Annotated in this window: 24 protein-coding genes; 2 read left to right on the top strand and 22 right to left on the bottom strand. The window is 70.6% G+C overall.

Annotated features, from left to right (window positions below; all coding sequences use genetic code 11):
• Positions 1-87: 87 nt before the first annotated feature.
• From EJK15_RS25120 to EJK15_RS25065, 12 genes are all read right to left on the bottom strand, one after another.
• Complete coding sequence (locus tag EJK15_RS25120; RefSeq protein ID WP_138712912.1) at positions 88-1,032, bottom strand: hypothetical protein; 945 nt, start codon at positions 1,030-1,032, stop codon at positions 88-90.
• Positions 1,029-1,661: a hypothetical protein gene (locus tag EJK15_RS25115; RefSeq protein WP_138712911.1), complete on the bottom strand. Its 633-nt coding sequence runs from the start codon at positions 1,659-1,661 to the stop codon at positions 1,029-1,031. The genes EJK15_RS25120 and EJK15_RS25115 overlap by 4 nt, the downstream gene beginning before the upstream one ends.
• Complete coding sequence (locus tag EJK15_RS25110) at positions 1,658-4,351, bottom strand: AfsR/SARP family transcriptional regulator (protein WP_240777192.1); 2,694 nt, start codon at positions 4,349-4,351, stop codon at positions 1,658-1,660. The genes EJK15_RS25115 and EJK15_RS25110 overlap by 4 nt, the downstream gene beginning before the upstream one ends.
• Before the next feature lie 69 nt (positions 4,352-4,420).
• Positions 4,421-4,831, bottom strand: a complete 411-nt coding sequence (locus tag EJK15_RS25105; RefSeq protein WP_240777191.1) for an Rv3654c family TadE-like protein — start codon at positions 4,829-4,831, stop codon at positions 4,421-4,423.
• On the bottom strand, positions 4,828-5,253 hold the full coding sequence (locus EJK15_RS25100; protein ID WP_138712910.1) for a TadE/TadG family type IV pilus assembly protein: 426 nt from the start codon (positions 5,251-5,253) through the stop codon (positions 4,828-4,830). Before EJK15_RS25100 ends, EJK15_RS25105 begins: the two co-directional genes overlap by 4 nt.
• Positions 5,250-5,690 carry a TadE/TadG family type IV pilus assembly protein gene (locus EJK15_RS25095; RefSeq protein ID WP_240777190.1) on the bottom strand — a complete coding sequence of 147 codons (441 nt, stop codon included), beginning with the start codon at positions 5,688-5,690 and terminating at the stop codon, positions 5,250-5,252. Before EJK15_RS25095 ends, EJK15_RS25100 begins: the two co-directional genes overlap by 4 nt.
• The gene (locus EJK15_RS25090) at positions 5,671-5,907 is read right to left on the bottom strand and encodes a hypothetical protein (protein ID WP_138712909.1); all 237 of its coding nucleotides are present in this window, start codon (positions 5,905-5,907) and stop codon (positions 5,671-5,673) included. The genes EJK15_RS25095 and EJK15_RS25090 overlap by 20 nt, the downstream gene beginning before the upstream one ends.
• A complete protein-coding gene (locus tag EJK15_RS25085; protein ID WP_138712908.1) occupies positions 5,904-6,827 on the bottom strand; it encodes a type II secretion system F family protein in 924 nt (307 codons plus the stop codon). Before EJK15_RS25085 ends, EJK15_RS25090 begins: the two co-directional genes overlap by 4 nt.
• The gene (locus tag EJK15_RS25080; protein WP_138712907.1) at positions 6,820-7,668 is read right to left on the bottom strand and encodes a type II secretion system F family protein; all 849 of its coding nucleotides are present in this window, start codon (positions 7,666-7,668) and stop codon (positions 6,820-6,822) included. The genes EJK15_RS25085 and EJK15_RS25080 overlap by 8 nt, the downstream gene beginning before the upstream one ends.
• A 3-nt stretch (positions 7,669-7,671) precedes the next feature.
• Complete coding sequence (locus EJK15_RS25075; protein WP_138712906.1) at positions 7,672-8,967, bottom strand: TadA family conjugal transfer-associated ATPase; 1,296 nt, start codon at positions 8,965-8,967, stop codon at positions 7,672-7,674.
• Positions 8,964-9,719 (bottom strand): CpaE/TadZ family protein, encoded by a 756-nt coding sequence (locus EJK15_RS25070; RefSeq protein ID WP_240777189.1) that lies wholly within the window; start codon positions 9,717-9,719, stop codon positions 8,964-8,966. The genes EJK15_RS25075 and EJK15_RS25070 overlap by 4 nt, the downstream gene beginning before the upstream one ends.
• Positions 9,682-10,350 (bottom strand): CpaB family protein, encoded by a 669-nt coding sequence (locus tag EJK15_RS25065; RefSeq protein WP_138712905.1) that lies wholly within the window; start codon positions 10,348-10,350, stop codon positions 9,682-9,684. The genes EJK15_RS25070 and EJK15_RS25065 overlap by 38 nt, the downstream gene beginning before the upstream one ends.
• Before the next feature lie 321 nt (positions 10,351-10,671).
• Here EJK15_RS25065 and EJK15_RS25060 point away from each other — a divergent pair, with 321 nt between their 5' ends.
• Positions 10,672-15,564, top strand: coding sequence for an FtsK/SpoIIIE domain-containing protein (locus EJK15_RS25060; RefSeq protein WP_138712904.1), 4,893 nt, complete (start codon positions 10,672-10,674; stop codon positions 15,562-15,564).
• Between the two features lie 40 nt (positions 15,565-15,604).
• Here the strand turns inward: EJK15_RS25060 and EJK15_RS25055 are convergent, their stop codons facing one another.
• Positions 15,605-16,924 (bottom strand): WXG100 family type VII secretion target, encoded by a 1,320-nt coding sequence (locus EJK15_RS25055; RefSeq protein WP_138712903.1) that lies wholly within the window; start codon positions 16,922-16,924, stop codon positions 15,605-15,607.
• A 5-nt stretch (positions 16,925-16,929) separates the two neighbouring features.
• On the bottom strand, positions 16,930-17,313 hold the full coding sequence (locus EJK15_RS25050) for a hypothetical protein (RefSeq protein ID WP_138712902.1): 384 nt from the start codon (positions 17,311-17,313) through the stop codon (positions 16,930-16,932).
• A gap of 94 nt (positions 17,314-17,407) precedes the next feature.
• Here EJK15_RS25050 and eccB point away from each other — a divergent pair, with 94 nt between their 5' ends.
• Positions 17,408-18,838 (top strand): type VII secretion protein EccB, encoded by a 1,431-nt coding sequence (eccB, locus tag EJK15_RS25045; protein WP_138712901.1) that lies wholly within the window; start codon positions 17,408-17,410, stop codon positions 18,836-18,838.
• A 4-nt stretch (positions 18,839-18,842) separates the two neighbouring features.
• Here eccB and EJK15_RS25040 read toward each other — a convergent pair whose 3' ends face one another.
• The 8 genes from EJK15_RS25040 to eccD all read right to left on the bottom strand — a co-directional run.
• Positions 18,843-19,613, bottom strand: coding sequence for a WXG100 family type VII secretion target (locus EJK15_RS25040; protein ID WP_138712900.1), 771 nt, complete (start codon positions 19,611-19,613; stop codon positions 18,843-18,845).
• Positions 19,610-20,653 (bottom strand): hypothetical protein, encoded by a 1,044-nt coding sequence (locus EJK15_RS25035; RefSeq protein WP_138712899.1) that lies wholly within the window; start codon positions 20,651-20,653, stop codon positions 19,610-19,612. Before EJK15_RS25035 ends, EJK15_RS25040 begins: the two co-directional genes overlap by 4 nt.
• Complete coding sequence (locus tag EJK15_RS25030; protein WP_138712898.1) at positions 20,650-22,008, bottom strand: WXG100 family type VII secretion target; 1,359 nt, start codon at positions 22,006-22,008, stop codon at positions 20,650-20,652. The genes EJK15_RS25035 and EJK15_RS25030 overlap by 4 nt, the downstream gene beginning before the upstream one ends.
• A complete protein-coding gene (locus EJK15_RS25025) occupies positions 22,008-22,391 on the bottom strand; it encodes a hypothetical protein (protein ID WP_138712897.1) in 384 nt (127 codons plus the stop codon). Before EJK15_RS25025 ends, EJK15_RS25030 begins: the two co-directional genes overlap by 1 nt.
• 70 nt (positions 22,392-22,461) lie before the next feature.
• Complete coding sequence (locus EJK15_RS25020; RefSeq protein WP_138712896.1) at positions 22,462-22,767, bottom strand: WXG100 family type VII secretion target; 306 nt, start codon at positions 22,765-22,767, stop codon at positions 22,462-22,464.
• A gap of 17 nt (positions 22,768-22,784) precedes the next feature.
• On the bottom strand, positions 22,785-23,132 hold the full coding sequence (locus EJK15_RS25015; RefSeq protein ID WP_138712895.1) for a WXG100 family type VII secretion target: 348 nt from the start codon (positions 23,130-23,132) through the stop codon (positions 22,785-22,787).
• 231 nt (positions 23,133-23,363) lie between these two features.
• Positions 23,364-23,807, bottom strand: coding sequence for a YbaB/EbfC family nucleoid-associated protein (locus EJK15_RS25010; RefSeq protein ID WP_138712894.1), 444 nt, complete (start codon positions 23,805-23,807; stop codon positions 23,364-23,366).
• 8 nt (positions 23,808-23,815) lie between these two features.
• Positions 23,816-25,288, bottom strand: a 1,473-nt coding sequence (gene eccD, locus EJK15_RS25005) for a type VII secretion integral membrane protein EccD (RefSeq protein ID WP_338089888.1), incomplete at its 5' end; no start/stop codon positions are given.

The following is a 25,288-nucleotide window of genomic DNA, read 5'->3' as shown; positions in this document are numbered from 1 at the left end:
TGCGCATGCAGCAGCCGGCCCGCGCCCTCGTGCTCAGCCAGAGCGCCACGACGCGGCTAGCGGGGCCGGCCCCGCTAGCCGCGGTCCTCAGTCAGCGGAGGGCTTGACGTTGCTCTGGATCTCACCGACCGACACGTCACGCGTGGTCTCCAGTTGCACGGGCGTGAACTGAAACGGCACCACATTGCCCTGGGCCTGGATCTCAACCGGCCACACCGTGGTGACGGTGAGCGTGTACTGCTCGCGTGGCTGGTCGATCGACGAGCGCAGGTAACGCACGCCGCAGGAGAACGTACCGCCGCTGGTGTACGGCTTGCCCGCGGCTCCACAGCCGCTCTCGGTCACCTCTGCCCGCTCCGGCGTGGTACCGGGATCGATCCTGATGTCCTGGAGGGTAGCTACCAGGGTCACGCTCATGACGCCGGGGAGCTCCGCCGTGACGGTGCGGCGCGGCTCGCCGATGCCTTCGAGCCAGACCCAGGTGGGCAGGTTGACGTAGCTCTTGGCGTCGGGGCTCAGCTTGACGGTGGGCTCGGGCACGGTCAGCGCGGCTCTGGCGATCTGCGCCAGCTGCTCGATCGTGATGCCGGAAGGCGGCGTCTGGCCGGGCGGCACGAACACGCCGAACGGGTCGAGGTCGGCCATGCAGGCCACATGGTTGGGATCGGCCTCGTTGTACGCGGGAGTCCACCACTGCCCCGGCTTGTTCAGTTTGTCCCTGAACTGCTCCAGGAATCGCTCGTGGTTACCCTCGTCGATCCGCGCTCGGTTGGCCGCGTCACGGCCCTTGCTGAACCGGTCGAGCATCTCCTGGGGCGACGGGCCTGGCTCGTACCAGCACGGGCGCGGGATGCGATAGCCGTCGCTCTTGCCGCCCCCGGCGTCGACACGGACGTTGACGCCGGTGTCTCGCCCCACCCACCCCCTTGTGTTGCCGGACTCCTCCTTCTCCTGGGTCGTGCCCTCGCGGGGGCCTGGGGTGGGATTGAGCAACAGCGGCGCCATGAGCAATGCCGCGATCACAGCTTTCATCGGGTGCACCTCTCTCTGGCGGTGACGTAGGACCTGATGCGCCACACCCCGTCGTCGCCACGGCGGACGCCCACGCTCTGGGGGTAGGGGGTGCGCAGCCAGCCGGGTTGGGGGCTGACGGCCTTCCCGGTGCGGGAGGAGACCATCCGGATCCCTGACTCGTCGACGCACGCGCTGACCTGGGCGCCCCTGCCCATCCGCGCGACGACCCGCAGGTTGTAGAGCCGCGCGACCCCGCGCATCGTCCACCCTTCGTCGACGAACGACTCCACCCATTCGCTCGCCTGGACGGCCGCGTCGATCTCGAGATCGCGCTTGTAGATGCGCTGCCCCTCGGCCACGGCCTCGCGGGTGCCGACGTACTGATCGACCATGGGCTTCAGCGCCGGGTGGGAGTCGGCCGGCCACTCCACCCGCAGGCGCAGGCCCTCGGCGACGTCGACGGTCTGGGTGCCGGTCGGCAGCTTCTCGTCCGCGGGCCGCTCGGCCTGTGCCGGGCTGCTCTGTCCGGGCGTGGCCGCCTTCTGCGGCGTGGCGGGCTCGGCCGCCTCCCGAGGCGCGTACGGACGTTCGGCCTGGCCGCATCCCGCCACAGCGAGCAGGGCCAGCGTTAACGCGATTCGTCTCATGCCGACGACTCCCTCACGACGTGGATGCGCCACGTGGGCAGCAGTTCCTCGATCAACGCCTCGGTCTCCGGGGCCATCCCGCCGCCGTACGGGTGCGAGGCGGCCCTCCTGGTCAGGCCCTCGACGACGGCGCGCAGGCGTACGACGTCCTCGGTGGCGTGCGTGGCCCGCAGCAGGTCGCGCCAGAGGCCCTCGTCGTCGGCGGCCAGCAGCAGCGCCGCGCGTACGGCGGCCACGGCCGCGTCCGGCTGGCCGTGCGCGAGCCTGATCTCGCAGAGCTGGTGGGCGGCGTCTGCCACCTCGGCGGCCACGTCGTACTCCAGGTCCTCGGCCGCCAGCCATGCGTACCTGCCGGGCGGCCTGCCGGTCAGCAGCGGGCCTCTGACCAGGCCGAGCGCCTTCTCCAGCAGGACGGCCCTGGCCGTCGGGTCGCCGTGCGAGCGGCGTACGAGCTCCCGGAACAGCGCCCAGTCCGAACGCACCTCGGGACCCAGCCGCAGCCGGCCCGCCTCGTCGGTGAGCAGGTGCTCGGGTCCGAGCCATTCGGCGACCCTGGCGATCGTGGCGTCCCTGACCATGTCCTGCACGCCGCGCGGCCACAGCACCCCGCCGAGCACCACGGGGTGCACGCCGCCCGGATGCGTGGCCAGGTAGACCAGCAGCTCGGTGGCCAGCGCCTGCCGGCCCTCCTCCATCGGGCCGAGGCCGAGGATCTCGATGGGGCCGAGCATCCTGATCTCGACGGCGGGCGGGTGCAGCCCCGCCAGCGGCTCGGCCTCGGGGATGGCTTCCCCGTCGAGCCGTCCGGCCGTGCGGAACAGGTCGACGAGCGCCCGGTAGTGGCGGCGGGGCAGGAGCTGGGCGTCCACCTCGAAGCCCAGCTCGGTGATCTTGGCCTTGCCGTCGTCGGTGATCTCCAGCGTCCAGGTGGCGTGCGGGACGTCGCCCGCCACGACGTACCCGGCGGTGTCCCTGCGGGCCAGCAGCGCCAGGCGGCGCGCCTCCTCGTGCGTGGGCGCGACCGCGGACAGCAGGTAGTGGGCGTCGCGCGGGCTGCCGGAGATGCGTCCGGTCAGCACCTCCCTGCGCGGGGCCGCGGCGGCCTCCAGCTCGGGGAGCGCCTCGGCCAGGCTGCCGACGGCCCTGATCCGGTCGGGCGCGATCGCGGTCAGCTCCTCGCCGAAGCCGACGAGCGTCACGCGCATGCGGTCGGACCAGCGGTTGGTGGAGAGCTCGACGGCGAGGGCGGCCAGCGCGGCCGTGGTCTGCGCCCCGCGTACGTTGATCAGGCCCTGCGCGGCCTCCAGGTCGATCAGCACGCGTCCGCCCGCGTTCGTGCCGATCGAGACCAGCCCCGGGTACGGCGCCCCGCCGGGCTGGTCGCCCAGCAACCGGCCCTCGTGGGCGGGCAGCCGCCACACCTGGCCCCCGTCCTGGGCCGTCCAGGGCGCGGGCGGGTCGGCGTCCGGCGGGTGGACCCACAGGTCGAGCGTGCGCGGCGACAGGTGGGCCGCGTACACGGTAGGCGGCGTGCGGTTCTGCGCCGCCAGCTCGGCGCCGAGCAGCCGCAGGCCGATGTCCAGGATGCGGGCGCCCGGCGCGTCACCGCCCAGCCGGAGCGCGACCTCGGCCTCGGCGGCGTCGCCGCGCGGGCGGGCGATCCGGCGGCCGAACACCCGGCGCCAGAGCTGCTCGCGGCGCCGCCTGGCCAGCACGAGCAGCAGGCCGGCGGCGGCCAGCGAGGCCCCGGCGAGGTATTCGACCAGCTCGTTGCCCTGGCCTTCCTGGACGGCCGGTTGCTGGTCCTGTGGCTTCTGGTCCTGCTGCTCGGGCAGGCGGTGCTTGGCCTCGCCCTCCTTGGTGTCCTTCTGCACCTCGTCCACGGCCTCGCCCCGGGGCGCCTGCGCGCGGCCCGGGTGCTCGCGCAGCGTCTGATCGCGCGGCTGGTCGGCGGGGACGATGTGGACGTTTCTCGCGTCGTCCGGCATGTCGAGCACCCAGCCGGGCCTGATCAGGTCGGCCATCCTGAGGCGGCTGCCGTCCGGCTGCTCCTTCGCCTGATTAAGTCGGTAAATTTCGGGATATCGGCGGCCGTCTCCCAAGCACTTCTCCGCGATCTCCCACAGGCTCTCGTGGTGCCGCCCGTGCGGGGGCTGCACCACGTACACCTTCTTGGTCTTGTTCGTCTCCAGTGTCTTCTCGACGATCGGCGCCGAGTACGCCACCGCCGTCACGGGCGGCGCGGCGGGAGAGGGCGTCAGCTTCGCGATCGGCACGATCATCGCCCCGGTCGTGAAAAGCAGCAGCACGGCCCCGACGAGCTTGTTGGCGAGGGCCTGCGTGCCGCCGGAGAGGGGCACGCGGGCGGGCATGCCGACCCGGCGGACCCCGGCGTAGACCTCGACGAGCACGCACGCGAACAACTGGAACCAGGCCAGCCAGACCAGCAGCACCAGCACGGCCACGATCGTGCTCGGCCCGACGCGGCTGGTGAGCAGGTCGAGGTCGAGCAGTTCGGGAGCGAGTGGCGGCCCGACGAACGTGAGCAGCGCGTACGGCACCCCGCCCACCAGCGCAACCAGCACGACCAGCGCCCCGAGCCCGGCGAACACGTCGCCGGCGGTGCGCCTGGCCGGGATGCGCGCGGACGAGTGCCGCCCCTGTGAACGCGCGGGCTCTCGCGTCGGCATCGCCTCTCCTTTCTCGGGTCCAGCGTCGTGCCTCGTGCGTTCGGCATCCATCGAGTGGTCGGATTCGGTCTATCTCGCTTCGGGCGCGGCGGTGGCCTCGCCGTTCATCTCCGAGCCGGGGAAGCCGATCGCGCTGAGGAAGAACGCCTCCCACCGCACCGACACGGTCACCGTCACCTGCTCCTGGCCCACGGTGCACTCGCCGCTGGTCACGTCGTCGCCGCCCTGCGCCGCGACGATCTCGTCGGCCCTGGCGCACACCTGGTCCTCTCCGAGCAGCCGGGTCTGCCCCGTGGTGCGCAGGTGGTCGACGTCGATCTGGTCGGCGCCGGCCCGCGCGGCCTGCTCGGCCACGTCCGCGGCGCGCAGCCGGGCGTTGATCGCCGACCCGCCGTCCACCAGCAGCCCGGCCAGCAGGAACACGACCACGGAGAACAGCACGGTGAACACCGACATGGATCCCCGCTCGCCGGCCCTCATTCCTCGACCCTCCTGAATTGCTCGAGAGGCACCACGGCCGTGCCGGTCAGCTGCTTGGCGCCGCCGAACCCGAGGAAGCCCAGGTCGAGCTCGCAGGTGACCTCGGCCTGGACCTGGCCTCCCTGCTCCCATTCGGAGCCGTCCAGTGAGACCGACGGGGACCCGCAGGGGCCGGTGAGCGTGCTCTCGGCGATCGCCTCAGCGGCGGCCTCGGCGTCGTCGAACGTACGCTGCACCGACGCGGCCCTGGCGGCGTCCCTGGCCGCCCCGTTGACCCGCCCCTGCGACTCCACGAGCACCCCCGCGCCAGCGAGGAACATGAGGAACAGCAGGAAGACCGGGGCCAGCATGACCGTCTCCACGGCCATGGACCCACGTTCGGGATCCCTGGCCATGGACCCGCGCTCGGGATCTCTGGTCATTGGCAGTCCTCGCCGCCGTTGTCGGGGCGGAAGCACTCGACGGGCCCGCCCGCGGTCGCGGTGATCGTGAACGCGAGCGGCGGCAGCAGCGGGATGACCTGTACGGCGCTGCCGGTCACGGTGACGAAGCGCTCGTCGGGGTCCTTCTCGGACGTCGTGGCCGTGGCGTTGTCGAGCAGGCGGGGCCCGATGGCGCGCACGATGTCGGTGGCCTTCGTCGTGGCCACGCCCTCCCAGTCGCCCGAGTCGATCGGCGCCGACCTGGCCACGCGGGCGCCCTCCTGGGCGGCCGCCTCCGCGACCTGCCGGCCGTGGAACCAGAGCGCCACCTGCACGATGAGAAGCGCCACCGCGAGGATGATCGGCATGAGGATGGCCAGCTCGACCGCCGTCACGCCGCGCTCGCCGTCGCGGGGCCTACGGCTGAGGGTCGCCACCGGTGTCACCGCCGCCGCCGAAACTGCCTTCGAGGTCGTTCTGCCGCTGCTCCACCAACGTTTTGATCAAGGTGGCCAGGCCGAGCGCGACACCGGCGATGATGGCGGTGATGATCACCCATTCGACGGCGGAGGCCCCACGGGTGGGCGCCGTGCGGGCACGGTGGATGCGCACGCCCAGGTAGGCGGTGAGATAGACGATCCATGGATGGTTCATGACGCCCCCAACATCTTCATAGCGGCGGGAAAGCTGAGAAAGATCACGAATCCGGCGCAGAGCAGGAGCTGGGCCACGAGCATCGACTGCGAGCGCTCGCCCGCCCGGCCCTCGATCTCCGCCAGTTCGCGGCGGCGCAACGTGGCGGCCCTGGCCGTCAGCGACGCGCGTACTTTGGCGCCGTCGTCGGCCACCAGGCCGAGCGCGGCGGACAGGTCCCGCAGCTCGTCGACGTTGATCTCCTCGCCGAGCTGGCCGAGCGCCTGCCACGGGGTGATGCCGACGATCCTGGCGCCGCTCAGCGCGTCGCGGATGCGGCCCATCGCCCAGTTGGGCTGCTCGCCGCTGACCGAGACGGCCATCATCAGCGCCTCGGGCACGCCGCGGCCGCCGGCCAGATTCATGGAGACGAGGTCGAGGAACGCGCCCACGACGTGACGGAAGTCGCGCCGCTTGGCCGCCGCGTCCTTCTTCACCTGCAGGTCGGGCAGGAAGAAGAACAGCAGCGCCACGAGCACGGAGGCCCAGAACGGGATGGCGAACGAGGTGCCCCACTCCATGAGCACCAGCCAGCCGAGCAGCAGCGGGAACGCGAGCAGGCCGCTGGCGGCGAGCAGCGCCTTGGTGGCCAGGAACGCCTCGAACGAGCGGCCGACCAGCGTCAGGTCCGCCTTGATCGATCTGGCCTCCCAGCCGCGGGCGCCGTACAGGCGGGCCAGCCGCACGCCCAGGCCGCGGCGGAACGCGCTGACCTCCTCGTCGGGCAGCACGAGCTGAATGCGGGGGGCGCCCGCGTCCTCGCGCACGGCGTCGAGCGCGAGCAGCCGGGCCACCAGCCCCGGGCGGGCCGGGAAGAGCGCTCGCAACAGCACGAACAGGCCGAGCCCCAGTACGGCGCCCGCCAGCGCGCCCTCAACCATTGCCGCTCCCTCCCATCAGCAGCCGCGTCGGCTTGTCGAACCTGGCCAGCCGCCTCATCCACGCGAACCCGGCCCCGAACAGGGCGGCGACGACCACCAGGACGGCCTGGCCGAGGAAGCCCTCGTACTCGGCGACGTACGAGGGGTTGAGCACGACGAGGATCCCGGCGAAGACCAGCGCCGTGATCACGACGATCTGGACGCTGCGCCTGGTCGCGCGGCGTTCGGCCTCGACGCGACGGCGCATGTCGAGCTCCTCGCGGGCCGACACGGCCAGCGCGCCGAGCACGTCGCGCAGGCCGGGGCCGCGCAGCCGGGAGTTGAGTATGAGCGCGGCCACCACCAGGTCGGCCGACGGATCGTCCAGCTCGTCGGCGAAGCGCGCGAGCGCCTCCGGCAGCGCCATCCTGGTGTGCAGCCGGTCGATCATGGACCGGAGGTGGGGCCGGAGCGTGGGTGCGGCGGCCCTGATGGACGACGGGATGGCCTGTTCGAGCCCGGCCGCTCCGGCGATCGTGTCACGCAGCGACTCGGTCCAGGCAGCTAGCCCTTCGAGGCGGTGCATCGCCGCGCGTTCCTCGGCGGCGCCGCCCGACAGCCCGCGCCAGCCGAAAACGAGCAGCACGGTGCCCACCGCCACGACGGGCCAGCCGGTGACCACCAGGACCATGGTGGCGGCCACGGCGGCTATCGCGGTGCGCGTGGTCAGCATCTTGACCAGGTGGCGCTTGGGCTGGGGCGGGCGGGGGCGCAGGCCGTACAGGGAGAGGAAGAACAGGAACAGGCCACCGCCGGCCAGGGCGCCGGCCAGCAAGGCGAGCGGATCGAAGCTGATCGCCATCGGTCACCATCCCCCCGGGGTGTAGCCGTGCGCCATGAGCTCCTCCAGGCAGGAGACCGGCGCGTGCGGCACGGCGGTGCCGTCGGGCCCGGGCACGAACACCTCGCTCGACAGGACGCGGCCGTCGCAGCCGTTGACCTCGCGGATGCTGGAGACGTAGCGGCGCAGGGTGCCGCCGCGGTGGTAGTCGTTGCGCTTCTCGATGAAGACCACGAAGTCGATGGCGCCCGAGATGAGCATGTGGGTGGCGTCGATGGGCAGACGCTCGCTGGCCTGCAGGGCGTACGTGGCGATGCGGTTGAAGACCTCCATGCTGGAGTTGGCGTGGATGGTCGACAGGGAGCCGTCGTTGCCCTGGGTCATCGCGTTGAGCATGGTGACGATCTCGTCGCCGAGCACCTCGCCGACGATGACGCGGCTGGGGTTCATCCTGAGCGAGCGCCTGACCAGCTCGGCCATGGAGATCTCGCCCTGGCCCTCGGAGTTGGGCAGGCGCTGCTCGAAGGCGACGACGTTGGGGTGGAGCTCGGGGAACTGGTCGAGGCCGAGCTCGAGGGCGCGTTCGACGGTGATGAGGCGCTCGGTGGGCGGGATCTCGTTGGCCAGGGCCCTGAGCAGGGTGGTCTTGCCGGCGTTGGTGGAGCCGGCGATCATGAGGTTCTTGCGGGCGGCGACGGCCGCGCTCAGGAACCTCCCCACGTCCCCGCTTATCGTGCCGTTGCCGACGAGATCGGACATGAAGACCTTGCCCAGGCGGGCGCGGCGGATCGAGACCGCCGGCCTGACCGTCACGTCCATGACCGCGCTCAGCCGGGAGCCGTCGGGAAGACGCAGGTCGAGCTGCGGGTTCGCGGTGTCGAACGGCCTGCTCGACAGGCCCGAGTACGCCGCCAGGATCTGGATCAGCTCGATCAGCTCCTCGTCGGACTCGGCGACCGGATCGTGCATGAGCTCCTGGCCGTCGGCGTAGCTGACGAAGACCTTGTCGCAGCCGTTGATGTCGATGTTCTCGACCTGGGTGTCGTCGAGGAGCGGCTGCAGGCGGCCGACGCCGAACAGCGCGGCGTGGATGCCGGCCGCGAGCGCCTCCTCCTCTTCCACCGTGGGCGGCGTGCGGCCGAGGCCGATCTCGTTGCGCGCGTGCTCCTCCAGGACCTGGGAGATCAGCGCCCTGGCGAACTGGCGCTCGTCCTCCCCGGTCATCGCGGGCAGGCCGTTGGCCTGGTCGAGCCTGCGCTGATGCGCCAGCCGGTCGCCGACCTCCTGGCGGAACCGCTTGACCAGCGAGTGATCGATCATCGGTGGCTCACCAGCCTCGCCGCGAGGTCGCGGGCCGTACGGATGAGGAGCGAGCGGTCGAGGCGGCCGCCCCACTGGCCGCGCAGGAGCTCGGCGCCCTTGGGGTCGTACGCGAGGCCGTACACGAACTGGACGCTGGGGCCGACGATCCTGCGTACGTCGTCGATCGAGGCGCGGTAGGCGCGGGGGTCGGCGATCACCACGACGCCGTGCGCCTTGGTGATCTGGAGGCGCTCGCGCAGGTGGGCGACGTGGTCGAGGGTCGCCCTGGTCAGCAGCACGACCTGTTCGGCCTCGGCCAGCAGGTCGCCGAGCTGCTGGTGCGCGCCGAGGCGGCCGCAGTCGGCGATCACGTCGGCGTTCGGGATCGCGGCGAGCGACCTGCCCAGCGGGCCCCACAACCAGGTGAGCCCGGCGGCCTGCTCGCCGTGGGTGAGCCCGGCCAGCACGTCAAGCCCGCCGATGATCTTCTGCGTGTGCTGGTGGATCTGGGCGGGCTCCAGGCCGCGGCGCGCCGTGGCGCCCAGCGTGAGCAGGCCCTTGCCCGGGTTGAGCATGCCGCCGTCGGCGGCGGGCAGCCGGTAGGCCAGGTCACCGCCCGCCGGGTCGCATTCGGCCAGCAGCACCGGCCGCGGCCATACCGCGGCCAGGGCCGTCGCGGCCGTGGTCACCCCTGGCGCGCCCTTGTCGGCGGCCAGCACGATCAGCCCCACGTCAGCGTGCCCCCGGGAGCTCGGCCACCGCGATTTCACCGGTGGAGGCGAACGCCACTATTTCCGGCGCGGCGGCCGCGTCCACGACCACAGTGATCTGGCCGGAATTTCCCGATCTGGTTTTCTCGTTCGTGGCGAAGACGAGCGCGCCGGCGGCGAGGACGCGGGTTTCTCCCTGGCTTGACCGGCTCGGTACGAATATCACCTGGACGCGGTCGCCCTGCTGGATGCCGGCGGGCATTTGCCCCGGCTTGAGCGCCAGCCCGACCGTGGCCTTTCCCTCGCCGAGCTCGGAGCTGGCCCTGACGCCCATCTGGTTCGTCAGCAGGGTGCCGGGGAGGATCGTTACGGCCGCGAAGCTGTCGGTGACCTGCTTGCGCTGCGACCAGCTGACGAAGTCGATGCCCGTATCGGCGATCTTCACCTCTTCGAGCGCCTCGGGCGGGAACTTCTGACCTGCGCCGATCTGCTGGGTGACCCTGATGACGGAGACGCGGTCGCCGCTGCGCAGCACGAGCAGGGTCGTGGCCAGCGCGCCGCCGAGTATGAGCAGGACGGCCAGCGCGGCCAGGGCCGGCTTGCGCTCCCGGGGTGGCACGGGGAGCTTGCGCGAGGCCGGGCCGGACAACCCCGCCGCCGCGTTGGGGGCAGGCTTTTCACTGGTCCTCATGGGTGGGGGGCTCCCAAGGTGAATTGCGGAATCCACGCCATTATGTGGTTCCCGTTGGGACGGCGGGGCCGGAATGCGAGGACCCATGCTTGTTTCGCAGGTGACGGGATGTCAATGGGAATTAACCGATGCCTATTGTTTCTATCGAGTTGACGGATGGCGATTTATCCGGCTAGTCGCCACTCAAGTCACATAGGTCACTTTGTTCACTGACAATTGTGTCCACAGCGCCGGCTTCCCATGCCATTGCCGTCAACCAGCGGGCCTGGCCTCGCTTCGGGCGCTACCTTGGCGCCCGGAGTCGAGCGAGGAGACGGCACCATGCGGATCATGCTCACCGTGCTCGGCGGGCAGCGCGACCGTGACGTCGTGATCGACGGCGACGACACCGCCACGGTGGCGAGGGTGAGTGAGGCGCTCAGCGATCACGAACCTCTCGCGGCGGTCGTCCGGCTGCCCAGATCACGCGCGCCCTACGGCATGTCCGCGGGACCGGCCGGCGCCGAGTTCCACGTGCCCCGCCCCCGCAGGCCCGAGAGAGCCGGCCTACTGGGCGGGCAGGAGCCGGTCATGTGGCGCGACGGCCGCCCGCTCGACCCGCGCGCCCAGGCCACGTCCGTGCTGCGGGACGGCGACAAGGTCACGCTCGATCCCCGTCTGGCCCGCGCCACCGTCATCGAGGAGCCCGGCGGGGTCGCCGAGGTGCGGGTGGTGGGCGGGCCCGCGGCCGGGGCGGTGCACCGGCTGGGGCTGGGCACGCACATCATCGGCTCCGACCCGATGTGCGCGATCGCCGCCGCCGATCCGGTGCTCGCCCCGGAGGCGGTGACCGTACGCGTGACGCCGGACGGGATCACCATCGAGCGGACCTGGCAGCAGCCAGGGGAGGCGCCCAGGCTCAAGCTCAAGGGGCGGTGGGCCGACGAGGTCGCCGAGCTGAACGCGCGGGCCGCCGAGCGGGAGGCGGCCGAGTTCGAGGCCGACTACGGCGAGGTCCCCGAGCTGGACGGCCGGCCGCTCACCGAGCCCGTCGAATGGCCCGACCAGGCAGTTCTGACCTGTGGTTCCTCGGTCTTCGTGCTGACCTCGATCGAGCCCAAGGACGCCCACCTGGCACCGAGGAGCGAGGGCGGGGTGGCCTACAACCGCCCGCCCAGGCTCCGGCGCCCCGAGCCGGAACGCAAATACGTCAAGCCGAAGGAGCCCACCAGGAGCGAGGGCTTGCGCCTGCAGCTGCTGGCCGCGCTCCTGCCCGCCGCGCTGGGGCTGACGCTGGCGATCGCCCTGAATCAGTGGTACTACCTGCTCATCGCTTTCATGACGCCGATCATCATGATCGGGCAGTGGTGGAGCGACCGCCGCCACGGCAAGAAGCAGCACAAGAAGGCGATCAAGGAGTTCAAGGAACGGCTCCAGGCGCACGACGAGGCGGTCGAGCGGGCCAGGGTGGCCGACGAGGCGGCCCGCAGAGCCGACGCGCCGGACCCCGCCCAGGTGCTGCTCACGGCCACAGGTCCGCGCCGGCGGCTGTGGGAGCGCAGGATCCACGACTCCGACGCGCTCAGGCTCAGGGTGGGCCTCGCCGACCTGCCCGCCGACCTGGAGCTGTCGGAGGAGCAGGGCGGGCCCATCGATCCGCCGATCTGCCGTTCCGTGCCCGTGGCGCTGCCCATGCGCAGGCTGGGCGTGGCCGGTGTCACGGGCCGGCGCACCACCGCGACCAGCCTCGCGAGCTGGCTCATCGCCCAGGCCGCCACCCTGCACAGCCCCCGTGACCTGGCCATCGTGGTCGTGTCGGCGCACGCCGACGGCGAGCAGCGGTGGGGCTGGACGCGCTGGCTGCCGCACTGCGCGCCGCGCGCCGGCGAGGAGTGCGTGGCGCTGGCCGGCACCGACCCCGAGTCGGCCGCACGCCGTGTCTCGGAGCTCGCCGCCCTCATCGACGAGCGCCAGAACACCAAGATCCCTGAGCTGGGCAAGATCCCCACCGGCTGGGACGACCTCGGCGGGGCGGAGAAGCCCTCCTTCTCCTCCTACGACGTCCGCCCCTACGACGTGCTGGTGATCCTCGACGGGGCCCAGGTGCTGCGCGGCCTGCCCAACATGCCGCAGGTGCTGCGCCAGGGGCCGCGGTCCGGCGTGTTCACGCTCGCCATCGACGACGACCAGCGCCTGCTGCCGGAGGAGTGCCAGACGGTGGCCACATGCGGCGCCGACGGCCTCGTGCACCTGCGCGGCGGCGGCCTCGACGTCATCGGCCCGGTCCTGGGCGACTTCGTCTCCACCGCCTGGTGCGACCGCCTGGCCAGGGCCCTGGCCCCGATCCGCGACGTGAGCAGGGACGACCCGGCGGGCAACCTGCCCGGCGCGGTACGCCTGCTCGACCTGATGGGCCTGCCCAGCCCCTCGGGCCAGGAACTGGCCGCCCGCTGGCGGGACCGGGGCTCCACCAGCGCGCTGATCGGTGTCGGCCCCGAGGGGCCGTTCTCGGTGGACCTCAAGCTCGACGGTCCCCACGGCCTGATCGCCGGCACCACCGGCGCGGGCAAGTCCGAGCTGCTGCAGACGCTCATCTGCACGCTGGCGGTGGCCAACCGGCCGGACCAGCTGACGTTCGTGCTGATCGACTACAAGGGCGGGGCGGCGTTCAAGGAGTGCGTACGCCTGCCGCACACCGTCGGCATGGTCACCGATCTCGACGGCCACCTGACACAACGCGCGCTCGACTCGCTGGCGGCCGAGATCCGCCGCCGGGAGCGCCTGCTGCTGCGGGCTGGGGCCAAGGACATCGACGACTACACCGGTCCCGCCCTGCCGCGCCTGGTGCTGATCATCGACGAGTTCGCCGCCCTGGTGGCCGAGCTGCCCGACTTCGTCGCCGGTCTGGTCGACATCGCCCGCCGGGGCCGCTCGCTGGGCATCCACCTGATCCTGGCCACGCAGCGCCCGGCGGGCGTGGTGACGGCCGACATCCAGGCCAACACGTCCCTGCGGATCGCCCTGCGGGTGACGGAGCCCGCCGAGTCGTCGGACGTCATCGACACGCCTGACGCGGCTCACATCTCCAAGTCCACGCCTGGCCGTTGCTACGTGCGTTCGGGGGTGGGGGCGGCTATCGCCGTACAGACGGCCAGAGTCGGGGGCCGCAGCCCGATGACGTCTCAAGGGACGCTCGATGGGGCGGCCGGCACCGTCCGGGTGCTCGATGTGAACTGGCGTTCCCTGGGCAGACCGCTCCCGCGTCCTCCCGAGCCGGAGGAGGACTCATCCGTCACGGATCTCACGCTGGTCGCCGACGCCCTCATCGAGGCTTCCCGCCTGGCCGATGTCCCTACCCAGCCCAGCCCCTGGCTGGAGCCCCTTCCCACCCATTTCGTCCTGGACCTCCCCGGCTCTCCGTCGGTCACGGCCCCCGCCCCAACGCCGAGCTCCGCCTCCGCGGCGGCCGGCGCTGCCAGTCCCTTGCCCAGCCCCGCTCCTGCTGCCTCTCAGCTCAACGCGAAAGGGGTCCCCTTCCGCGGCGACCCCATCCGGCCCCGGGTGAAAGGCTCCGGCCGACCCGCATCGGGGAACGCCAGCCATCCAGGGAACGCCGGCGCAGGCGCGATCCCGCCTCCGGAATTCGGCACCGTCCCGCCTCCGGGGGCCGGTGCGTTCGCCGAGGTAGCGCCGCTGCCCTTCGGCGTAACGGACCGTCCGTGGGCGCAGGACCGGCGGCCTCTGGCGCTGGACCTGGCCCACGGGGGTCACCTGCTCATCGCGGGCGCCGCACGCAGCGGCAGGTCGACGGCGTTGCGGACGATCGCCGGATCCATCGCGGCCCATGCCTCACCTGGAGACGTACACCTCCATGCGGTCGACTGCGGATCGGGCGCGCTCCTGCCGCTGGTGGCGATGCCGCACTGCGGCGCCGTGGTGACCCGCGACCAGCTCGACCGGGTGGAACGCCTGCTCACCCGGCTCCGGGCCGAGGTGGGCCGCCGCCAGCAGCTCCTGGCCGAGGCCGGGCACGCCTCCTTGGCCGAATACCGCCAAGCGGGCCACCGGCTCCCCTGGCTCGTGTTCATGCTGGACCGCTGGGAGGGCTTCGTGGCCGCGTTCGAGAGCTACGACTACGGCCGCCTGATCGAGGCGCTGCTCCAGCTTCTGCGCGAAGGCGCGGCAGTCGGGTTCAGAGCTGTGATCACCAGCGACAGGTCGGGGCTGCTCGGCCAGGTCTCCACGGTCTTCGACGACCGGCTGCTTCTCCGCCTTTCGGATCCGTCCGACTACGGCCTGGCCGGTTTCCCGCTCAAGGGTCTCCCCTCGTCGATCCCCCCGGGCCGCGCCCTGTCCATCGGCGACCACGGCATCGTCGAGCACCACATCGCCCTGCTCTCCGCCGACCCGGCGGGCCCCGCCCAGGTCGCGGCCCTCCAGGCCCTGGCCCGCACCGCCGCCATCCCCTCCGGGCAGGCGAAGCCCGGCCCGGAGCACGCGCGACCGCTGCCGGCCGGCAAGGGCGGCCGGCAGCGGGACGGGGAGCCACCGCTGCGCGTGGACGCCCTTCCGATGCGCATCACCGCCGCCCAGGCCCTCGAACTGGATCCGGCCTTCACCCCGCCGTCGCCGCTGTGGGCGCTGATCGGCGCGGGCGGCGACGCCCTTTCCCCGCTCGGGCTCGACCTGCTGGCGTACGGCCCAGGGGCCGTGATCGCCGGCCCGTCCCGCTCCGGCCGCTCGTCGGCCCTGCTGACGGCCGCGCGTTCGCTGATCGAACACGGCACGCCGGTCATCGCCGTCACCCCGAGACGCAGCCCGCTGAGAGACCTGGACGGCACGCTGGCGGTGCTGGACGGCAACGCCACGAACCTGCCGGAGCTGGTCGCGGACCAGCACCACTACGTCGTGCTGGTGGACGACGCCGAGCTGATCAATCCCGATTCCCCGCTGGGAACGGCCCTGGAGGAGGTGCTCCGCTCGGGCAGGGACGGCGATCACGGCCTGCTCATCGCCGGCACGACCGGGGATCTGGCCGTCGCCTACCGCGGTTTCGCGGCGGAGACCCGCAAATCCCGCACGGGCCTCCTGCTCGCGGTGCAGGGCCAGTCCGACGGCGACATCTTCAATATCCGCCTGCCACGCGGCACGGTGGGCGGCCCGCCTGGACGAGGATTCCTCGTGACGACCGGCAACATCACGCCTGTCCAGGCAGCCCTCCCGGACAACGCCTGACGCCCCTTGCCTGCAACGGGGCGGGAGGCCGGCCTCCGGATTACCCGATCTTGCTGTTCACCGCCGAGCCCGTGTCGCCGTCCCAGACGTCGTCGTCCTCATGGAGCCACGTGGTGGATTCGCGGTCCCCGGATTCCTGGGCGCCTGCTCCGCCCATCCCACCCATCGGCATGAATGGCGTGCCCGTGCCGTTGCCGTACCTGCCGCCGGGGCCCTGCGCGCCTGCGGTCGACACCATGCCGCTGCCTCCGCCATACACGCCACCTGGGCCACCGGATGTGCCCACCCCGTACGGCGAGCCGGAGCCGCCGTAGGGATTCGTGGTGGTGGTGGTCCCGGTGGGGGCCGTGGTGGGGGCCGTGGTGGGCCGGTAGTCCTGCAGGCTCGTGTTCGCTCCTGAGCCGGGGTTCTGACCGTTCGGGTTCTGACCGTTCGGGTTGTTCGGGTCCGGCACGTTCGGGTTCTGGCCGTTCGGGTTGTTCGGGTCCGGCACGGTCGGATTGCCGGTCGCGGGGCCGCCAGATGGGTTCGTCCCGGTATTGCCGGGGGTGGTCGGGGGCAAGGAGTCGGTCGGCGGACCCTGGGTACCGAAGGGGGGTCCCGTGGTGTCCCGCCCTCCGGGCGGCATTCCGGACAGATCGGGGTTGCCATACGCGGGGGGTGTCACACCACCGCCCGTGTTACTGCCGTCGAACTGCGAGTAGTCGATCGGGTCGGGCCCCTCCTGCGGCTGCTGCGGAAGACGGATGTCCCGGAGCACCTTCTCCACCGTGTCCGGGATCATGGAGTGGATGTGCGCGAGGTCTTCGCTGAAGGTCTTCAGGTGGAGCCCCGCCAGTTCGTCCGCGGATCCGAAGTCGCCCGTGGCGCTGTCTCCGCCATAGACGCCGGTGTAGGTGCTGTAGAGGTCCGCGATGCTGTCGTTCCAGCTCCCGCCTATCCCGCCCTGGCTTTGGTTCTGCCAGGTCGGCATGACGCCCTTCCAGCCGTCGTTGATGAACTCCTGATGTTTGCGTACCACCGTGGCGAGGGCCGAGACGGGATCGGCCATCTTCTTCAGCTTTTCGGCCAGTTCGCCCATCGTCGCGTAGAGGGTCCTGAGCGCCTGCTGGGCCTCGACCGAGGCCGGGCCCTCCCACACCTTGGCGAGCTCGCCGGCCTGTGTTCTGAGCGCGTCCCTGGCGGTGTTGACGGCGGTGCGGGCGTCGCTGTAGGCGGTCGCCGCCTGTTCGATGCGCGTGACGTCGAAGCCGTTGATGAAGGTGACGACCTCTTCGACGCTCCGGCCGCCCGTCTCGACGCCCCCACCGCCCCAGCACGAAGTCTTCAGCCAGTGGGTCTCCTGCTTGTTCTCTCCCACGCCGATCAGACCCCGCCTTCGTTGGCGACGTTCGTGATCTGATAGTTGCCCGCTCCGGCGTCCACCAGGGCGATCGCGGTGCCGAAGTTCTCCAGGACGTCCTCGTAGACGCTCAGGAACTCCTGATGGCTCGTCGACAGCGTGTTGCCGAGGACGTTGCCGTCCCAGTTGCTGATGCTCAGCAGGTGCTGGCGCACGTCAGCGAGAGAGCCGTACATACTGAGATCCTGGATGGAGCCCTGGCGTTGGCTGTAGCCCCCACCGCCGATGGGCTCCATCACATCGCGCAGCTCTCCGGCGATGTTCGCGATCTTCTTGGCGTCGTACGTCACGCCGTCCCGCTCGGGTTCGAGTCCAGGCCAGTCGCTGGGCGGTTGCGTTTCTCCCACGAGCCTTCCCCCTTGACAGTCGATCAAGCAGCTTACCCGGGAGTTCCTTCGCCGTACAGAAGACTCGTAGTCAACATGCGTAACATAAGGCAATATGCAGACCCAAAAGGATCTTTATCAGGCGCATCGGCTGATGACGCAGCGCCTGGGGCTGGCTCTGCTCCAGGGGGAACCGGACGTGCCGGAGTCCCCTATGCGGAGGCAGAACGTGGCGTCGTTCGCGGGGATTCTCGTCGCGGTCTTGATCGTCGCCGGGTTCGGGATCTGGGGGCTGCTCAAACCGGGGAACGCCACCAAGCTGACCGACGCCGGCCAGCTGCTGATCGAGGAGGAGACCGGCGCCTCGTACGTCTACAACCAGCAGAGCGGAAAGCTGCAGCCGGTGGCGAACTACGTCTCCGCGCGGCTGATGCTGGAAAACGAGGACATCAAGGTCAGGACGGTGTCCGCGGAGTCGCTGGCCCCCTTCGGCCGCGGGCAGAAGGTCGGCATTCAGGGGGCGCCCGACTCGTTGCCCAAGCGGGAGCGGCTGGTCAAGGCGCCGTGGTCGGCGTGCGTGGTGGAAGGGGCCGATGCCACCGGGGGGCGCAAGCCGTTCGTGACGCTCGTGGGCGGGACCGACGTCGGCGGGACGCCTGTGGGCGGCGAGGCGCTGGTCGTCAGCGACGGGCAGCAGAGCTGGGTCCTCTGGGCCAACCAGCGCCTGCGGGTGACGAACGTGGCCCGGCTCACCGACCAGGCGCCGCGCCGCGTGCCCGCCTCGTGGATCAACGCCATCCCAGCGGGCGTGGATTTCGCCGCTCCGAAGATCGCCCAACGCGGTAAGAAGGCCGCCGGCCCCGGCGGCAAGGCGTCACGGGTCGGGCAGGTGTACAAGGTGGCGTCCGTGGCGGGCGCGAGCGAGCGCTGGTACGCGCTGCTCGCCGACGGCCTCGCGCCGATCAACCACACGCAGGCGATGCTGCTGCTCCTGGATCCGGACAGCAAGATCGCCTACGGCCGGCGCCCGGTCCGCGAGACGCTGGTCGACGCGGCGAGCGCCAACGCGATGAAGGCGTCGACCCAGAGCCCCATGAACAACGGCCTGCCGGCCACCATGCCCCGCTTCCGCTCGCCCGGCGTGTCGGCCCCGCTCTGCGCGGTGTACGCGAACACCGCGAAGGGCTCGACCCGGGCCGTGCTGACCACCGGCAGCAAGATCCGCATCCCGACACCGGCGGCGAGCGCCGGTCAGGAGAAGGTCGACCAGGTGCTGCTGCCGACGGGCAGCGCGGTGCTGGCCGGGACCCTGCCGGGCGACGGGCAACTGTCGGCGGTGCAGCAGTACTCGCTGATCACCGACCAGGGCAAGAGGTTCCGGCTGACCTCGGCGGACGTGATAGGCAAGCTCGGGTACGAGGCCACGGACGTCGCGCCGGTGCCCGCCCACCTGCTGCGGCTGATCCCCGACGGCCCGGCGCTGGACCCGGCGGCGGCCAGGACGCCGGTGCAGGAGGTGCAGACCATCCAGCAGAACAGCCAGTGACGGCCTAGGTGTTGTAGAGGTCGCCGGGAGCCGGCGTGTCCATCTTCTCGGTGAGGCCCATACCCTCTTTGTACTGCAGCTCCGGGAATGGGAATTGAGTGCCGGCGCCCCCGAAGAGGTCGCCTCCGCTGAGAGAGGACGGCACCCTGTCGGCCATGGGAAAGAGCTTGCCGGCCGACTCGGACATCGACCCGGCCTGCTGCATGATGAAGCCGAGGGCACCGAGCGCGATGCCGTGTCTCATGAGCATCTTCTTGGTTATGGCGAGCGTGGCCTGACCTCCGACTTTCTCCCACAACAGGTAGGCGGCATAGGCAACGTAGAGCCACGGCCCGCCGAGTCTGGACATTTGGGCCACATACTTCGCGGCCGCCACCACGGCCATGAAGGCAGCGATGGAGGAGACGGCGACGGCGCCTGCCTTGGTGAAGCCTCCATGCGCCGAGACGGCGTCGCCGGCGCCGATGTTGGCGGTGGTGAACTGCTCGAGTGATTTCACATAGGTGGCGTGGGCGCCGTCGAACGACTCGGAGGCACCGCCCTCCCACGTGCCTTTCTCCTTGAGGTGCGTCTTCAGCTCCTCCATCTTCGTCTTCAACTCGTTGAGCTTGTCGGTGTCCCGCCACTTGGTAGCCGAGCCGTCCATGCCCTCGGGGTCGGAGACCATGATGCCGATGGCGAGGGCGGTGTAGGACGCCCAACTGCTCCTGATGAACGCTGCCGAAGTCGTGGCCAGCAGCGCGGCCCCCATGTACGTCTCTTTGTAGACGCTCATATCTCCTCCTGCCCGATCACCTGGGGTGAGATGTCCTCGTCGACGCCCCAGACGCCCTCGTCCTCGGACAGCCCGACGGTGTTCTCACGGTCGCGTCCCTGGTCGCCGCCCGCGCCCGCGCCGCCCATCGGCGCGAAGGGCATCGGCATGCCGCCCATGCCCGCACCCGCCGCGCCCCGCAATCCGGCCGGCAGGACGCCGTTCGCGCCGACGCCCGCACCCGTGCTGGGTCCGCCGATGGTGCCCGGACCTGCGATGGTGCCCGGACCTGCGATGGTGCCGGGTACGCGGGGAGTTGTGCCGGCGTTCGGGTCCAGGCTGGGCAGGTTGCTGTTGAGCGTCGGGGTCGTGGGCTTGAACTCCGACAGATTGGTCTTGGACGGGTCGTTGAGCGCCGAGTCGATGTTGGGGACCTTCATGTCCGCCGGGTCGGTGGTCGGCACGTTCGGCATGTTCTGCTGGGGCAGATCGGTGTTCGGGAGGTTCGTGTTCGGATCCGTGCCTGGCAGATCTCCACCCGGCAGATCTCCACCCGGCAGATCTCCACCCGGCAGGTTCCCCCCTGGCAGATCTCCACCCGGCAGATCTCCACCCGGCAGATCTCCACCCGGCAGGTTCCCCCCTGGCAGATCTCCACCTGGCAGATCTCCACCTGGCAGGTTCGGGGTCTTCAAGCCGCCAGGAATCGGGGAGGTCCCAGGCGGCGGGATGTTGTTGCCGCTCTCATCGTCGGCCACCTGGTAATTCTTGTCGGCATCCGTGAGCCCCGTGATCCAGGTATCCAGGGCGGCGTGCGCCTTTTGCAGCGCGGCGTCCCGGCTCTGGATCGCCTTCTCGTGAGCGTTGTGCACGCCCAGGCCTATCACGCCGAAGTGTGGCCAGGGGACGTGCATGTCGCCGGCGTTCTGCAGGTCCCCGAGAAGCCCTTTCTGGTACTCGATCTGGCTGCCGGCGGACTCGAGCTCGCCTTTGGTGAAGGAGATGCCCGACCCCGGCTGGATGCCGAAGTCCCCCAAGGGGTACGACCCGTAGTCACTCATCCGATCACAGGATCCGTCGTCTCATGGTTGGTCGCCCAGCAACTCGCGTCTTCCGGGACGTAGGTGTTCCGCTCCAGGTCGCCGACCTCGGAGCCGGCCCCGGCCCCTCCCATGAACGGCATGAACGGCATGCCGCCCGGCGCCCCGGTGGTTCCGCGGCCGGACGCTGTCAGCGGCGACTGGCCGCCGAAACCCGGCGAGCCGATCACCGAGGGGACGCCCGGCGAACCGCCGCCCATCGGAGTGGGGACGGTGACGCTGGGCGGCGGGCTGATCGTGGTGGCGGGAGGGGCGATCGTGGCGGTCGGCGGCTGGTAGCTCGCCATGTCCGTCTGGCGCGGGTCGGTGATGTTCGTGCCGTCGGTGGTCGTGCGATTCTGGTCGCCGATGACCGGCGGAACCGTGCCGTCACCGTTGCCCGGGCCGGGGTTCTGCGTCTGGCCGGGATCCGGGGTCGTCGGGGGCGTGGTCGGGCTGCCCGGATCGCCAGGATTGGCAGGGTTGTTCGGGTCGGGATCGGCAGGGCTGCCGGGGGAGGAACCGTCGGGGTTGGAACCGCCGGGAGTGGAACCACCGGGGTTGGAACCACCCGGGTTGGAACCACCGGGGTTGGAACCACCCGGGTCGGACCCGCCAGGGGTGGAACCGCCGACCGAGCCGCCGGGGGTCGGCGCGCCCGAGCCCGGCCCTCCGGAGCCACCACCGCCGTAGTAACCGCTGCCGCCCCCGTTGTCGCTCAGGGGAGTGAAGGTGGGGCCGTCCGTACTGGTGCCGGTGGGATAGTTCGTGTCGCGGGTCTCGGGGGGAGCGCTGGGGATGCTGACCGTCGGAAGCTCGTACGAGACGTCGTGCGGGACCTCTACGGTGAGGATGTTGACGATCTGCTGGTTCAGGTCGTAGAGCGCGCGCTGGGCCTGCACCTTCTCCAGGCCCTCCCGGACGATGTCCTCCTCCGATTGGGTCATCTGGGTCGCCCCCGGGACCGACACCGCCTCGTTGGCCTTGGTCTTGGTGTCGTTGAGTTGCCCCGCGTACGTCTGCAGCGCCCCGCCCATCATGGACAGCTTGCTGGACAGTTCGTTGCCGGAGGCGTGCAGCATCTCCAGCGCGTGGCGGGCCTTGGAGGCGTCCGGCCCCTTCCAGACATCGGCGATCTTCGGGGCGTGGTCCTCAAGAGCCTTGATGGCCTGCTGGATCTTGCTCGCCACATCCTTGTACGACTGCCCGTTGCCCTGGATGGTGGCCGAGTCGGTGCTCTGGAGCAGCCGCTTGATCTCGCTCGCTTCCAGCTTCGGCCATTCGCCCTTGGGCGACCTGTCGAAGGACAGGATGACGACGACCTGCCGCTCAGCCATCAGGCGTTACCCTCGTTCTCCCGGCGCGCCCGATCATGGCTGTCCGCACTCGCCTCCACCGCCTCGACGACCTTCTGATACGCGTCGACGAAGTTCTGGTAGACCTCGGCGAACTTCACGCCCGCGTTACTCGATCCGACGGTCGTGGCGAGGGCCAGAGCGTCGTCCCACATGCCGATCTGGTTTCCCGACAGCCCGCAGCCCGAGATCTGGGCGATGTCACCGTTCGGCTGCCCGCCCTTGCCCAGCAGGCCGTCGAGGCTGCCCCTGAGCTCTTGCGCGACCACTCGCATGCTGGATGGCGAGTTCTCCCGCGCGTCGAACAGGTTGTGGTCGACGGACAGAGGATCGGTGCCCCCGTCCATCGCATCCTTCTGCGTCATCCCTCACCCCTAGCGACAGAGCTCTCGGCCACCGCGACCCAGCGATGACCGAGAGGATGGACGAACCGGGCTAGTCCGTCCAGATGCTGATGTTGCGCTTCTCGGCGCTCTGGTAGTTGCCATTGGCGGTGCTGACCGCCGTCGCGGCCTGGAACAGCTGCTGGGCCATCGCCTTCTCGTGGGCGTCCCACTGCTCGCGCTTACCCTCGAAGAACAGCTTGGCGTCACCCTCCCAGCTCGCCCCGAGCTCCCGCTGGATGTCCCCGTACAGGTCGTCGGTGGCCCGGTCGAGCTCGGTGATGACCTTCTTGAGCTCCTCGTAGGCCTGCTCCATGGAGCCGAACCGGACGAATGTGTAGTCTTCAGACATGGACATGGTGTTCTCCGTCCTGCTCAGCGGTTGGCGTTGATGAGAGAGTCGATCCGACCGGCCTCACCGGATCCCGCGAAGCCGCCGGCGATGTCCATGTTCTGGTCGGCGGCGTTGCGGTAGACACCGGCGCCGATGTTCAGCCGGTCGTAGATGTCCTCCAGGATCTTGATGACCCCCTTGAACTCGCCGTCCCACTGGGTGAGGGCTGCGCTGAACTTCTGCGACGCGCCGCCCTTCCAGCCCTGGGTGGTCAGGTCGGCCTTGATCTGCTCGACGCGCTGCCGCATGCCCTCGATGTACTGGGCGGTGTCCTGGCAGTAACCTGCCGCGTTCGTCAGCTGGGTGGGGCTTGCCCCGTACAGTGCCACTGGACCTCCAAGTCGACATGGCCTTGTCTGCTACGCGGGCGTCACTCTCTGAAAGGAACGAACTACCCCCGTGAACAACATCAAATGGCATGTTAGTCACCATTGACCCCGTAATTCCCAGAAACATCAAATTACGGATAGGTCGCTCTATGGCAACTTTTCGGTAAACATGCTGGTAGAAGGCCTAGTGTGCCCTGACATTCACGGCATCTCGGCTGTGGGTGAGCGGCGTCAGAGCTCCATCCGGCGACGGATCTGGTCGAGCTGCCCCATCACATCCTGGTGGGCGCGATCGTGCATCGCGTCGGCCCGCTTCATCTTGTCGATCGCGGGCTGGGGGTCCTTCATGATCGCCAGTGGGTTGTCCTCCTCGCCGAAGACGTCGCCCGCCGCTTCGAACATCTTGGCCTGGAAGTCGGCCATCGCATCGTGGAGCACAGTCTTGATCAGCTCGGCCAGCTCGCCGGAGGACAGCCGCATCGCCTTGGGGTGCAGCTCCAGCTCCTGTACGCCTTCCTGCCCGCACTCCACGGTGACGTAGCCGTCCTCGTCCTGCGCGCGGCCGACGCAAGTGCCTAGGTTCTCCTGGAACTCCTCCATCAGGGCGAACTGTTTGTCCATGCCCGACATCAGCTTCTCGAGGTCGATCTTCGCGAAATCTCCGAACTCCTGCATCCCTGCTCCTAACCAGACAGTCCGCGAATCCAGGTATAGACCTCCAGCACGCCCAGGGCGAGCGGGAAGAGCTGGACGATCAGCGCCACGTCCAGGATGTCGGCCGCGCGCCCCCAGAACGGCGAGGGCTTCCCCGTCGCCAGCCAGAGCCCGATGCCCACGGTCATCAGCGCCAGCCACAGCACCCCGATGGCCACGGCCAGCGACCCGACGACCCCGCCCTGGCCGACCAGCGACAGCGCGAGCATGGCGTACCCTGCCAGGCCCGTGCCGATGAGCCAGATCCGCTGCCCGAGCCCGCGGAAGACCCGGGCCCGCATGATCAGCGTGAGCGACAGCGACACCGTCATGGCGGCCGCCACCCAATCACGATCGAGTACCAGCAGCACCTGCGTGATCAGCACCGAGAGCCCGATCGCCGCGATCATGCCGGTGGCGTAGCGCTGCGCGACCCTGGTGCGCTCCTGGACGGCCGCGGCGTCCAGGCGCTGGTTGTCGCTGCGGAGCTCCTCCGCCGTGGTCGGCATGGCCGGCAGCGGCACCTTGGCCAGCCTGAACGACAGTGTGGGCACCAGCGGGCTGAAGGCCAGCAGCACCGCGACGGCCACGGCCGCCACCCCGGCCGGCGGCGCCGACCACACCATCACCACCGCCGAGCAGATCGCGCCGGCGGTCGCGGCGACGGCCGTGCCGAGGAAACCGGGAACGCCGTCGGAGATCAGCGCGCCGCCGACGGCGGCCACCAGCGCGGTGCAGGCCAGCGCCGCCAGCAGATGCGGCGCGCCGAACCCCGCCGCGACCCCGGGCGCGAACAGGCCGGCGACGAACCCGTACGGCAGCGCCGCGTGCCCGATCAACGCGCCGGCCAGCGAGTCGCCCACCGCCCGGGACAGCAGCGTGCCGGTGACCACCAGCAGCAGCGCCAGTAACCCGGCCACGATCGTGACCGTCAGGCCCGGCATGTTGGAAACGGCCAGGCCGAGCGCGCCCAGCATGAGCAGCCCTGTCGCCCCGCTGGCGCCCATGATCCTGGTGTGCTTGGCCGACCAGACGCCGCGGCCTCCCTTTACCCCGGTGGCGACCACGTCGGCCACGTCGTCATAGAGAGCGACCGGCAGGACCGCCTCGCGCGGCCTGAGGTAGAGGATCTCGCCGTCGAGCACGCCCAGCGAGCCCAAGCTCTGGCCCTGGTCGAGCGGCGCCCCGCCGAGCCGCTGCAACGTCCACCCGGGAGCTGCGGCCGACTCGCCGCCCACCTCGCCGAGCACGCGGAGCAGGCCGGGCAGCACGTTCGGCAGCGGGATGTCGGCGGGCAGCGCCAGGTCGGCCTTGCGCCGCGGGCCGACGATCGTCACATGGCATTGGGTCGGCAGCGGCATCGGCACCTGCGCCAGAGCACCCTGCTGGAAGGGACCCTGCGGGGGTGGCGGGCCGGGGAAGCCGGGCTGCGGGCCGTACATCGGCTGTCTCTTATACACCTC

This window comes from Nonomuraea basaltis (assembly GCF_005893125.1).
Classification (GTDB): domain Bacteria; phylum Actinomycetota; class Actinomycetes; order Streptosporangiales; family Streptosporangiaceae; genus Nonomuraea; species Nonomuraea basaltis.
This window is presented reverse-complemented; position numbering and strand designations above follow the sequence as displayed.